Origin of the sequence: Acidiphilium iwatense, assembly GCF_021556475.1 — a bacterium.
Lineage (GTDB): Bacteria > Pseudomonadota > Alphaproteobacteria > Acetobacterales > Acetobacteraceae > Acidiphilium > Acidiphilium iwatense.
In genome coordinates, this window is the sequence record NZ_JAKGBZ010000071.1 from 1 (window position 1) to 11815 (window position 11815).

Sequence of the window (11815 nt, forward strand, 5' to 3'; positions counted from 1 at the left end):
TGCCGACGCTTCGCCAACGCCCTCGCGGACGCCAGCGCACGGCTCGGGGCCGATGCGGGTTGCTACTCCTTCATCGTAGTGGACTTTCACCTCCTGCTCCTTGCCGGTCTCCCGGCGCACTCATCCTGATTGTCGCGCGGCAAGCGCAGCACCTCACCCAAAAATCGAGGCTACGACGACCGGCCGAATACCCCATCTGACTCACTTTTGGTGGATGTTGGGCTTATGCGGAGCCAATAACGCGCGTCTGAAGGAGATCGAGCTTCCCGCGGCCATACATCTGGCGTTTGACGAGCTTCAGCTTGGTGATCTGCCCCTCTGTCTGGCCGTTCGACCAAGCTGACGTAATCGCAACTGTTCCTGGTGTTGGGCCACTGACTGCCTTGGCATTCCGCGCTACCATCGACCGGCCTGATCGGTTCCGAAAATCGCGCGACGTTGGTGCCCATCTCGGGCTGACCCCACGGCGATACCAGTCTGGCGAAACCGACATGCAGGGACGGATCAGTCGGTGCGGCGACGAACTCACGCGAACATCATTGTACGAGGCGGCCAATTCGTTGCTCATCCGCAGCACGAAATGGTCAGCTTTGAGGGCCTGGGGCATGAAAATCGCCAAGCGTCGCGGCATGGCGCGCGCCCGCGTGGCCGTCGCTCGCAAACTCGCCGTGATCTTGCACCGCATGTGGATCGACGGCTCCGAGTTCCGCTGGGGCAAGCAAGCTGCCCAACCCACTGTGAGCACGGCAGCATAACGAAGGGAATCTCTGTTTTCGCCTGGTACTGGCGAAATGACGTCGTTCCCGTGGGGACGATGGGCGGGGCGATCTCGTTGAGAGTCCAGAGCCTGGGTAACTCCAAATGCCCAAGGTCGTGGGTCAGATTGAGACGCTTCGCCTACCTAACCCCCATCATGCGGCAGCTACGCGCCGACCGCGAAGAGAAGCGTGCGATCCACGGGAATGGCAGAAAGGAAGAGGAACAGCTTGACACCAATTACCCCAATCAAAGAAGACTCTAAGGGCTAAGAATCAGCATCCTCGTCTTGCACCGACGTCAGGAGCGCCGATCCGAACATAACAATCCGGCGGGCCCTGTTGCAGAACTGTATCTTGTGTTGCCGTGGATGATCACCATCGTCCCAAGAGGAAGCCGATCCAGACAAAAACCAGGCAAAGAATTACCGATCCCAAAATATAGCCGATCGCCGGCAGTAACTCCCCTTCATTGACCAGTTCCAATGTTTGCAGGCTGAACGAAGAGAAAGTCGTGAAGCCGCCGCAAATGCCGATCATCACGAAAATGCGTGCTTCCGACGACACCATCAAATGTCCGTCTGCTCCGGTCAGGGTTCCAAACCATCCGATGACGAAGGAGCCGAGCACATTGATCAGCAATGTGCCCCATGGAAAAATCGGGCCAGTCAGAGTCGCGACCCATGTTGCCAGACCGAAGCGGGCCATGCTGCCCAGCGCACCGCCGATCGCGACCCATAAGTAATTCGCCAGCATTCATTATCGTCCGAACAGCCGCCAACAATCAGTTGCGGGAATAACGTTCATCAATGGCCGATCATCCAGCGGCGCGACATCGAAGCCGGTGCTTTCCGCCCGGCACAGAGCGAACAGCCGCAACTGTCGACATGCTTGCGTGAGGACACTCGTGGTTCGGACACGCTTTTTGCCGAACGGTCCATTGCTCTGCGAAGGATGCCATTCATCAGACCGAGATTTGGAGTTGCCAGTTGCCGTTCGCTGTTCGATCGGCAGGACGGACAAAGGCAAGGTTCCGCAGCGTGCACCATGGCAGTCCACGATTCGAAAGATCCACACTCTTCGCAGGCATATTGATAAAATGGCATCGTGTCCTCCGTTGGTAATTCTGCCGGTGCTTATCCGGTTATTTTTTGAGGGCCAAAGCGCCGGTCAGCAGCAAATATCCCGGAATCCAGCCGGTATAGATCCCCTGCAGGGTACAGAAAGCACCGGTGAATCGCGTCAGATTCTGCATGCGCAGCGCCAGGATCAGGAAAAACAGAAACCACAGGCTCCCCCACGACAGCCAGCAAATCGCGAACCAATAGTCCCAGACGGTATGGGCGGTGGAGAAGCCTTGGAAAAATACCGGAACCGTGGTTATGGCGACGAACAGGCAGAACCACCCCAATCCACGACCATCGGCATTGTTCCAGCGATTCCAGGCAACCCAGAAATATGTGAAACTGAACAGCAACGTCAACGCCGCGGCTTTGATGGTGGCGAGATTGGCGCCAGGGCCGAACGCGGAATATAATGCAACCGCAAGGGTCACGAAGCCCACGAAAACGTCGATGACCGGTATCTCGCGATCGTCGATTTTTCCCAGGAGCCAGATTCCGTTCAGGAAAAGTACCGCGCCAACCCAGAAGAGTGCCAATCCGAGCAGCATGATTACCCCCAACAGGTGCCCGGAACATTTTGTGCCGGGCACCTTCTCAGCGTCAATCGGAAAACTGGAGGACACCGCGATTGCGGGCCGTCCCCAGGTTCAGTTCAACCGGACCGGGCGACATCGACATCGGAGACGTGGCGTGTCGGCCCGGATGCATTCGGCCTTATGTCGAAGTCGAATATTCCGGTGGGAATCGCGAGCGTCGCGCAAACATTCGGAATATCGACAATGCCGCTGATCCGGCCTTCGACCGGCGCCGTCCCGAGGATCATGTAGGCTTGCTCGCCCGAGTAGCCGAATTTCTTCAGATATTCGATCGCGTTCAGGCAGGCTCTGCGATAGGCAACATGTGCATCGAGATAATATTGCTCGCCGGTATGCTCGTCGACGGAGATGCCCTCGAAAATCAGGTACTCGGAGAAATGCGGCTCGATCGGACTCGGTTTGAAAATGGGGTTGGTGATTCCGTATTTTGCGACGCCGCTCTTGATCAATCCGACACCGATATCGATCCATCCTGCCATCTCGATCGCGCCGCAGAAGGTGATTTCGCCATCGCCCTGCGACCAGTGGATATCGCCCATCGACAGGCCGGCACCCTTGACATACACAGGGAAGTAGACTTGCGAGCCGCGCGATAGATTCTTGATGTCGCAATTGCCGCCATGTTCGCGCGGTGGCACAGTGCGCCAGGCCTCCTTGGCGGCGGAAGCCGCTGCCGTGTCGGACATCTGCCCCATCAGGGCGTAATCTGCCGTTGGCGGGGCGGCGAGTGGCGGGATCCGATTGGGATTGGTCGCGATGAGCGCGGCTTCACGGCGATTGGCCTCCGCAAGCAGCTTGTGATCGGGCAGGCATCCGATCAGTCCGGGATGGACCATGCCGGGGTAACGCACGCGAGGGACGTGCCGGGACGTGGCGTAGATGCCGCTGATATCCCAGCAGGATTTGCTTGCGGCCGGAAAATGTTCCGTCAGGAAGCCGCCGCCGTTTTCCTTGGCGAAAATACCGTTGAAGCCCCACTCGGAATTCGGCAATGCGCCGATGTCCAGGATATCGACGACGAGAAGATCGCCGGGTTCGGCGCCTTCCACGCCAAACGGGCCGCTCAGGTAGTGGACGCGCAGAAGATTGACGTCGCGCACATCATTCGCGCTGTTGTTGTTGCCGATCTGGCCGCCGGTCCAGTCGTAGCACTCGACGCGAAACGTATCTCCCGGCTTGAACATCTGGACGATTGGAATGTCCGGATGCCAGCGATTATGGGTTTTGAGCACCTGTTCTTCGGGTGTCTTGTTTACGTCTATCTTGAAGGCGGTTTTGGTCATCAGATCCTCCCTCGATATTGCCGTGAGTCCGTCATCAGCGCCGCCATCCGGATGGTTTCCTGGCAGCGATGCGATTCCGTTGTGGAACAAGTTAAAGATGCGCGAGACGAAGCTTGTCGCAAACTCGGGGCAATGATTGTAATTTTTTGTAGAGCTGAAGCAGATCCAGGCGTTCCACCTTCGATTTGCCTGCTAAATATGCCGGTGCCACGAAATACGGGGGCAAGCTCGACGATGCGTCCGCCGCCATCCGGAACATCACCCAGAATCCTGATCGTCGATGACGATCCACGGCTTTGCGGATTCCTTTCCCGCCTCCTTGGGCGGCAAGGCTATGTGACCGTCATCGCACATGACGGTGTGGCGTTGCGGCGGGCGATGGCCGACGATTTTTTCGCCCTGGTGATTCTCGACCTCACCTTTGCCGGCGGAGATGACGGTCTTACCCTGGCGCGGCGATTGCGGGCGCAGTATGCTATCCCGCTGATCGTTTTGTCCGGCAGGAACGTATTGGCCGACAAGGTTGCCGGGCTTGAGCTTGGCGCCGACGACTATGTAACGAAGCCGTTCGAGCCACGCGAGTTGCTGGCGCGAATCCATGCCGTGCTGCGCCGGGCGAATTACCAGATAGACGGACCCGCCTCCGATTCTAACGTTCTTGTCTTCGCGGGTTGGCGCCTGGATCTGAAGCAACGAAATTTTGTCTCACCCGAAGACGAGCCGGTGGCGCTCACCAGCCAGGAATTCGCATTGCTCGCCGCGTTGGCGCTGCGCCGCGGCCGCGTCTTGTCGCGCGAGCAGCTTCTCGATCTCGTCGCCAATCGGCACTGGTCTCCGTACGACCGCAGCATCGACTTGCTGGTCAGCAAGATTCGCCAGAAAATGGGCGATACGGCGCGTGGCGGAACGATACTCAAAACCGTGCGTGGCATCGGCTACGTTCTTGCGGCGGCCTGATCGAGTGCCTGGCGGACCGCTTTTGCCAGAGCCGCAGGCTCGATCGGTTTGCGCAAAACGGCGACATGCCTCAACTTATCGCTTTGTCCGGCCAATGCTTCGGGCGCATGGCCGGTTATGAAAACCAGAGCGAGTCCAGGTTTGCGTACAAGCGCCGCGCCGCCGAGTTCGAGGCCGCTCATTCGTCCAGGCAGCACGATATCCGTCAGCAGCAGGTCGATCGGAGGGATTGCGTCAAAATATTGCAAGGCTTCTTCCGCTTCGGCGGCCTCTTGCACCCGATAGCCAAGACGCTGAAGTTGCCGGCGGAGAAATTGGCGAATCTGCGGTTGGTCTTCGACGATCAAAATGTGCTCACCATGGTTAGGTTGCACCGGCACGTCCAGAGGCGAGTGATTCGTGCTTCCGGATGTTCCATCGGTCACGGGGAGGTAGATCGTCACCTCGGTTCCTTCGCCCGGCGCGCTGACGATTTCCAGACGGCCGCCCGATTGGCGCACGAAACCATGAACCATGCTGAGGCCCAGCCCGCTTCCCTGGCTGATATGTTTCGTGGTAAAAAATGGCTGTATCGCCTGTTCGCGAATTTCCGCCGGCATTCCGACCCCAGTATCCCGCACCGAAAGCACGACGCAGCGGTCAGGGGGCGGGTCTGTATCGGCAAAGCCATTACCGGAATCCATCTGCATATTGTGCGCCGTGAGCATCAACTGGCCGCCGTTCGGCATTGCGTCACGGCCATTGATTGCGAGGTTGAGCAGGCTGCTTTCCAATTGGCCGCGGTCGATCCGCACGCGCCACAGATCGGGTGCGATATCCAGCTTGATCTCGATGGTTTCACCGAGCACGCGGCGCAGCAGGCGCGATACGATGCGGAGCAGCCCGGCGACGTCGGTAACTTCCGGCTGCAATGGCTGATTTTGCCCGACCGCTAGAAGCCGCACCGTAAGCTCGACGCCGCTCAGCGTCGCATCCAGCGCGTCGGTGACGAGTTCGCGTAAATCGGGCCAGTTGCGGACATCTTCCTCGATCAGGCGAAGATTTCCAAGCACGACCGTCAGCAGATTGTTGAAGTCATGGGCGATGCCGCCGGTAAGCCGCCCGATGGCTTCCATGCGCTGGACTTGCCGAAGCCGTTCCTCGGCCTGATGCCGTTCGGTCACATCGGTGCCGATCGTGCCGATACCGACCGGTGTGCCATTCTCGTCGAATACAGGGAAGCGAGCGACCAGCACCCGCCGAATCTCGTCGCCATGAGGAATCTCGATCTCGCCGCTGGCTACGCGCCCCGTGCGAATCACCGATTCGTCCGGCAATCCTGCCGCAATCCTGTGGCCCGATGCCGCCGCAAACAGCTGACGGAACCGCTCATTCGCGAGCATTTCGTTGCCATCGAGATCCTCGAAGGAAATGGCGGAAGGCGAATTTTCAACAATGCGGCGCAACCGTTCTTCGCTCCGCGCCAGCGCCGTCAGCGCCTGCTCCCGCTCTTCGGTCAGGCGGCGGCGTTCAAAGCAGCGTTCCAGCGTCGCAAGCAGGTCGTTGATGTAAAACGGCTTGCAGAGATAATCGTATGCGCCGGCATGCATCGCCTCTATGCTGGTTTCCAGGGAGGCGTAGGCGGTCAGGATCACGGCGACCAGTTTCGGCTGCCGCATGAGCAATTCGTGCACCAGATCGATGCCGCTCGCGTGGCCGAGCCGGAGATCGATCAGCGCGACGTGCGGTGGGTCTGCCGCGACGGTTTCGATTGCCGCAACGGAAGTATTGGCGATCGTGACGTGATAACCTTCGAAGCGCAAAAGCGCGGCCAGGCCGTCGGCAAAGTCGCGGTCGTCATCGGCCAGCAGGACATGCCGGTTCAGCCGGCCCCGCCGTCCCGGCGTGCCGGGCGTTTCAGGCATGGGCGCGCAGGGGCAAGCGCAAGATTACCTTCGTTCCCCGTTCCACTTCGCTTTCGACGAGCACGCTGCCGTCATGCTGCTCCATCACCCGTTTCACCAGCGGCATGCCCAGTCCGACGCCGAATGCCTTGGTGCTGAACAGCGGTTCGAATATGCGCTGCCGTATTTCCACCGGCATGCCGGGGCCATTATCGGCGATCGATAGCAAGAGGGTTCCGTCATTCATGCGCGTCGCGATCCGTAATATGCCGGTTCCGGGAATCTCCCTTGCCTCGATGGCCTGGATCGCGTTCAGAACCACATTGACAAAAGCCTGGTGCAGCCGCTCCGCGTCGGCACGGATCGTCGCACCAGAGCAGAGCGACAATTCGACGCGGATCGTTTCGAGCCCCCGCTGTTCGGCAAGATGCTGGGCGATCCAGTTGTCGATGACGATGGGAGTGTAGATCGGTTCGCGGCGGCGCGAGAATTCGAGCAGTTCCTCGATGATCCGGTTGCATCGCCATATATTTCGCTCGATGCGGTCAAGCTCGCCGCGCACTTCCGTCGGGGGATTCGCTATCGAGCGCCGGAGCAGGCCGATCGACGATACCAGCGTGCCCAGCGGATTGCGCAATTCGTGGCTGACCGTCGCGGTGAGTTCGCCGATCGCGGCCAGGCGTTCGTTCTGTGCCAGTTCGTGCTGGGCGCTGCGCAGCATGTCGAGCGATGCGACCAGATCCCGCTCGGCCAATTCGCGGCTCTCGTGGGCCAGAACCACCCACCAGGCGCCGACCGCGAGGAGCGGGAGAACCGCGACATAAATGCGAACCAGCAATCCGCTGGCATCCAGCGATGTCGGCTCTCCGTCCAGCGCGGTCAGCCGGTAGGTCAGCAGGATGACAGCTCCGGTGACGACGGCCAGCGCGAACAATATGCCGCAGACCTTCGCGAGGCGCTGCCCCATGCGCGGCGCGATCTTCTCTTCCAGCAGCCGGCCGAGCCGTTCCCGGTGCAACCGCACCGTGCTGCCGTCGGCCGCCTTGCAGATATCGTGGCAATGCGCGTCGAGGCTGCAGCACAGGGAACAGATCGGCTGCTCGTAGAAGCTGCACCATGCCATGTCGCTGCGCTCGTAGTCGTGTGAGCATATTTCGCAGCGTACGGCACCCGAGGCGGTGCGCTCGAAGCCGCTCGGCGACCGGGCCAAGTAATAGCGACCCCGTGTCAGGAAGCCGATAGCGACCGCGGCGACCAGGGAAATGCCGAAGGACAACGGAGCCGAATAGGCCTGCAATCCGGGGCCGAGCGTCCCCGCAAAGCAGAGGAGTGACGTGACTGAGGCGATCGCCATCGCGCCACACCCGACCGGATTGATATTGTGGAGATGCGCGCGCTTGAATTCGATGAACGGCGGGCTGACGCCCAGTGGCTTGAGGATCGCCAGATCGGCGAATATGGCGCCGATCCAGGCGATCGCCACATTGGAATAGACCGTCAGGACCAGACTGAGCGTGTTGAAGATGCCCAGCAGCATCAACAACAGCGAGATCAGAATATTGAAGATCAGCCAGACGACCCGGCCGGGGTGGTAATGAGTGACGCGCGAAAAGAAATTCGACCAGGCGAGCGAACCGGCATAGGCGTTGGTGACGTTGATTTTGATCTGCGAGACGAGAACGAATATCGCAGCCAGGATCAGGACGATTTTCGGATCGCCGCTCAGATAGCTGTAAGCCTGGATATACATGTGGATCGGCTCCAGCGCGGTGGCGCGCGGCAGTCCCGCATCGATGACGAGCACGGCCAGGAAGCTGCCGAACAGGATTTTTAGCCCGCCGATCAGGATCCATCCGGGCCCGGCCATCAGGACGGTCGCCCACCATTGAATCCGGTTTTCCGCTGTCCTGTTCGGCAGGAAGCGCAGATAGTCCACCTGTTCGCCGATCTGTATCACCAGCGAGCACAGCAGGCTGACCGCCATGCCGAATGCGATGAAACTGAAATGCCCGCCGCTGCCGGAAGGGTGGAACCTGATCCAGTTCTCGAAAACGCTCGGCTTTTTCACGAGAATCACGACAAACGGCGTGATCAGCATGACCAGCCAGAGCGGTTGAGTCACTCGCTGAAGCCGGCTGATCATGGTCACGCCCATGAAGGTGATCGGGATGATCACCAGCGACGACACGATGTAGCCGATGACCAGCGGTATCCCGATGCAGATCTTCATCGCCTGCGCCAGGATGGCGCCTTCCAGGGCGAAGAAGATAAAGGTGAACGTGACGTAGGTGAGCGAGGTGATCGTCGAGCCGATATAGCCGAACCCAGCGCCCCTGGTCAGAAGATCCATGTCGATATTGTATCTGGCGGCGTAATAGGCGATCGGGATGCTGATCAGAAATATAAGAAACGATACGATGGCGATCGCCGGCAGGGCATTGGCGAAGCCGTAGTTCAGCGTGATCACGCCGCCGATCGCTTCGAGGGCAAGGAACGAGATGCCGCCGAGAGCGGTATTTGCGATGACCCAGGGCGACCATTTGCGGAACGATTCCGCCGCGTAGCGGAGGGAATAATCCTCCAGCGTTTCGTTGGCGATCCATGCCTGATAGGACCGCGTCGCTCGCGGCGGCGGTATATCCACGGTTTTCCCTCCTTGGCGCGGTCAGGGTATCACAGAAGCGAGCGGGCGGAGAAGCCGAAGTCCATCAATCGGGAGCTGGACCGGTCCGGCCTAGCCGGCTACGCCGCCCGTTTCTCGCCGCGCATCGCGCCGGCCAGTGCCGAAACATCGTCCAGCACCGCCTCGATCACCGCGTGCGGCGCAAGCGGCGAAGATCCTATGCGGGTGGAGGACGGCCGGGTTTAGGTTGAGGTCGTTGCCACCCAACCAGGAGATGCCCGATGCCGAACACCGCACATCCAATCCTGACCGTCCTCCCGGAGGATGCCACAGGCGTTGACCTGAGCGCCACGGTTTTTGTGGCGCTGGAGCTCAGCCTGACGCGCTGGGTTGTGGCCGCCAGCACCCCTGGTGAGCAGAAGATCAGCCAGCGCAGTATCGCTGCCTGTGATGGTCCTGCTTTGCTTGCCCTACTCGATCACCTGTGCGCCCGTGCCGAGCGCCGTCTTGGCAGAGCGGTCCGGATCGATGCTGAGGCCATGCTGCGCACACTGATGGCTTGGCATCGAGGGGAGCGGCAGGTCTGCGCGATGGTACGACCGCCGAGCCGGGAGACGGAGGATGCACGCAGGCTGTCGCGAGAGCGCGAAGCGCTGCTGGCTGAGCGGATACGGCACGCCAACCGGATCAAGGGATTGCTGGCCACGCAAGGAATTTTTGACTTCGAGCCGACATGGAAGGACCGGCGCACCCGTCTGAATACGCTGCGCACACCGGAAAATTCCGCCCTGCCGCCGCGGCTCAAAAGCGAGATCGTGCGCCAGTTGGGCCGGCTTGAGCTCGTCATGCAGTAAATTGCAGCCGTTGAAGCGGAACGCGACGCCACGCTTGCAGTTGCTCCCCAGACCCCGATTACCGTTGACGACGCTTTGATGCCCAATCGTGAAGGCGCCGGTGCATTCCTGCTGCGGCTCAAGGGGATTGGCCCTGAAGCCGCCTCGATACTGACCAATGAAGCCTTCTTCCGCGACTTCCAAAACCGTCGAGAAGTCGCCGCCTACGCCGGCCTCACGCCGTCTCCATGGCAAAGCGGCGGCGTCGACAATGAGCAAGGAATTTCCAAATCCGATAACGGACGGGTTCGCAAGATCATGGTGCAACTCGCCTAGCTATGGTTGCGCAACCAGCCGGACAGCGCGCTGAGCGTCTGGTACCGCGAGAAGGTGCGGGATGGCCGCGGCCGCATCAAGATACGCGTCCCATGTCACACCATCGACGCCTGGTGCAGCACCTTTCTTCAACTGGTAGAAGGACCACTCCAGGAGCGCGGGTGTGACATGATGAAGGAGTGTTGTGAACCGCGCCTTCCTGTCCCGCTTTGCAGCTTCACGTATGCGTTCCAGCGACTGGGACACGCTCTCCCGGCTCTGCGTCCGGCACGTGTTTCGCTGACTCGCATTCCCCTTGGCCCCAGCCCTTGGCTCCACCGCCTCCGTTGCCGGCGATCCGGCTTTGTTCGGCAGTTTCACAGCTACTATGGCTGGGTCCGACTTCTCCACGCCGTGCATCATTGGCTTACGGCTTTCGCCTTCCCAATGCGACCCCAGGCCAGATAGCCTTGGGCGGCGAGGAGATCTCCCGGTTTCCGTGCAAAGAGCATCAACGCGTGTCTGGGGTCTTCGACCACGCCGGGCCGGTGTGCAGGCTCGCCATGGCGCCTGTCACTGTGTTGCTTTCCCCTGATCCCGACAGGGTCAGCGCCCGGGAGTGTGCTTTCGCGGCTCAATACCCAGCCCACGTCTCCCCTCACCAACGCTTCACCCCCGACCTCGCGGTCGGCGGCGCATGGCACGAGGCCGGTGTGGCAGGCTACGCCTTCACCGTATGGAACTTTCATCCACTACTCCTTGCCGGCTTTGACCGGCGCACCGGAATTCACACATTTCATAAAATGTATAAAAATCAATGGATTGTAACCGATATTCCGATGCGATCTCGTTATGTGTTCTCCCTCATGAACACTTCAGATCCTGAATTTTAATCTGCTTTCGGTGAAATCTTTTCGGGTTGATTCTTTGCCGAAAAGAGATGTGTGCATACCGTAGGATCGAGGGGGGGACACCGATCCGGCGGAGATGGGAGCGATCCGCGCGCGGCTGCGCGAACTGGGGCTGGAGCCGTATGACTGCCTGTCGCCGCCGCTGATGGATGTGATCGCGACGCATCATGCCGGATCAGCCGGCCCTACCGCTCGACGATCTTCGAGGCGGCACTCAACGGTTAAATTGTCGGTGCCGATCTTTCCGCAGAGTGCGTTGCGATCGCGCGATTTAGCAAAAACGGTGGGGCCGCGCGCGATCACGTGCGGCAGATGGGCTGGCCCGATCCTGCCGTCCTCGGCGAAGGCGATCGCGGTGCGCAAAGCGTTGCGCAATTCGCGGATATTGCCGGGCCAGTCATGGGCGAGCAGAATCGCCCAGGCATCCTGGTCGATCGTGATCGCCGCATCGTTGCTTTCCTCGCGGCACAATTGCTCGATCAGGGCGGCTCGGTCGGCGCGGGCGCGCAGCGGCGGCATGGTGAGTGCCACGCCG

General features: G+C 60.2%; 11 protein-coding genes and 1 pseudogene. 5 read left to right on the plus strand and 7 right to left on the minus strand.

The genetic code is table 11. The features are described from left to right. Positions 1 to 347: 347 nt before the first annotated feature. Positions 348 to 755: pseudogene (locus L2A60_RS18790) on the plus strand (transposase); the annotation flags it as partial. Between the two features lie 375 nt (positions 756 to 1130). Here L2A60_RS18790 and crcB read toward each other — a convergent pair. The 4 genes from crcB to fmdA form a co-directional block, all read right to left on the minus strand. Next, a complete protein-coding gene (crcB, locus tag L2A60_RS18795; RefSeq protein ID WP_235706004.1) occupies positions 1131 to 1511 on the minus strand; it encodes a fluoride efflux transporter CrcB in 381 nt (126 codons plus the stop codon). 50 nt (positions 1512 to 1561) lie between these two features. Next, positions 1562 to 1861 (minus strand): FmdB family zinc ribbon protein, encoded by a 300-nt coding sequence (locus L2A60_RS20975; RefSeq protein ID WP_407932571.1) that lies wholly within the window; start codon positions 1859 to 1861, stop codon positions 1562 to 1564. Positions 1862 to 1899: 38 nt separating this feature from the next. Further along, positions 1900 to 2427 (minus strand): AmiS/UreI family transporter, encoded by a 528-nt coding sequence (locus L2A60_RS18800; protein ID WP_235706005.1) that lies wholly within the window; start codon positions 2425 to 2427, stop codon positions 1900 to 1902. Between the two features lie 104 nt (positions 2428 to 2531). After that, positions 2532 to 3758 (minus strand): formamidase, encoded by a 1227-nt coding sequence (gene fmdA / locus L2A60_RS18805; protein WP_235706006.1) that lies wholly within the window; start codon positions 3756 to 3758, stop codon positions 2532 to 2534. Between the two features lie 234 nt (positions 3759 to 3992). Between fmdA and L2A60_RS18810 the strand changes: the two genes are divergently transcribed. Next, on the plus strand, positions 3993 to 4715 hold the full coding sequence (locus L2A60_RS18810; protein ID WP_235706012.1) for a winged helix-turn-helix domain-containing protein: 723 nt from the start codon (positions 3993 to 3995) through the stop codon (positions 4713 to 4715). Here the strand turns inward: L2A60_RS18810 and L2A60_RS18815 are convergent. Both L2A60_RS18815 and L2A60_RS20805 read right to left on the minus strand, forming a co-directional pair. Continuing rightward, positions 4694 to 6619: a response regulator gene (locus L2A60_RS18815; protein WP_235706007.1), complete on the minus strand. Its 1926-nt coding sequence runs from the start codon at positions 6617 to 6619 to the stop codon at positions 4694 to 4696. The genes L2A60_RS18810 and L2A60_RS18815 overlap by 22 nt on opposite strands. Continuing rightward, entirely contained in the window at positions 6612 to 9242 is a 2631-nt protein-coding gene (locus L2A60_RS20805; RefSeq protein WP_235706008.1) for an ATP-binding protein, read from the minus strand. The genes L2A60_RS18815 and L2A60_RS20805 overlap by 8 nt, the downstream gene beginning before the upstream one ends. Before the next feature lie 260 nt (positions 9243 to 9502). On the opposite strand from L2A60_RS20805, the gene L2A60_RS18825 reads away from it, so the two are divergent. From L2A60_RS18825 to L2A60_RS18835, 3 genes are all read left to right on the plus strand, one after another. After that, positions 9503 to 10075 carry a hypothetical protein gene (locus L2A60_RS18825; RefSeq protein ID WP_235706009.1) on the plus strand — a complete coding sequence of 191 codons (573 nt, stop codon included), beginning with the start codon at positions 9503 to 9505 and terminating at the stop codon, positions 10073 to 10075. A 78-nt stretch (positions 10076 to 10153) separates the two neighbouring features. Then, entirely contained in the window at positions 10154 to 10390 is a 237-nt protein-coding gene (locus L2A60_RS18830; protein ID WP_235706010.1) for a transposase, read from the plus strand. A 449-nt stretch (positions 10391 to 10839) separates the two neighbouring features. Further along, a complete protein-coding gene (locus L2A60_RS18835; protein WP_235706011.1) occupies positions 10840 to 11262 on the plus strand; it encodes a hypothetical protein in 423 nt (140 codons plus the stop codon). Between the two features lie 183 nt (positions 11263 to 11445). Here L2A60_RS18835 and L2A60_RS18840 read toward each other — a convergent pair. Beyond that, positions 11446 to 11815 (minus strand): AAA-type ATPase lid domain-containing protein (locus L2A60_RS18840; RefSeq protein ID WP_456237180.1); only part of this gene is annotated, 370 nt, incomplete at its 5' end.

Coding starts and splice junctions, on each gene's coding strand:
- crcB (WP_235706004.1), bottom strand. CDS start 1,511: ATGCTGGCGAATTACTTATGGGTCGCGATCGGCGGTGCGCTGGGCAGC.
- L2A60_RS20975 (WP_407932571.1), bottom strand. CDS start 1,861: ATGCCATTTTATCAATATGCCTGCGAAGAGTGTGGATCTTTCGAATCG.
- L2A60_RS18800 (WP_235706005.1), bottom strand. CDS start 2,427: ATGCTGCTCGGATTGGCACTCTTCTGGGTTGGCGCGGTACTTTTCCTG.
- fmdA (WP_235706006.1), bottom strand. CDS start 3,758: ATGACCAAAACCGCCTTCAAGATAGACGTAAACAAGACACCCGAAGAA.
- L2A60_RS18810 (WP_235706012.1), top strand. CDS start 3,993: ATGCGTCCGCCGCCATCCGGAACATCACCCAGAATCCTGATCGTCGAT.
- L2A60_RS18815 (WP_235706007.1), bottom strand. CDS start 6,619: ATGCCTGAAACGCCCGGCACGCCGGGACGGCGGGGCCGGCTGAACCGG.
- L2A60_RS18825 (WP_235706009.1), top strand. CDS start 9,503: ATGCCGAACACCGCACATCCAATCCTGACCGTCCTCCCGGAGGATGCC.
- L2A60_RS18830 (WP_235706010.1), top strand. CDS start 10,154: ATGCCCAATCGTGAAGGCGCCGGTGCATTCCTGCTGCGGCTCAAGGGG.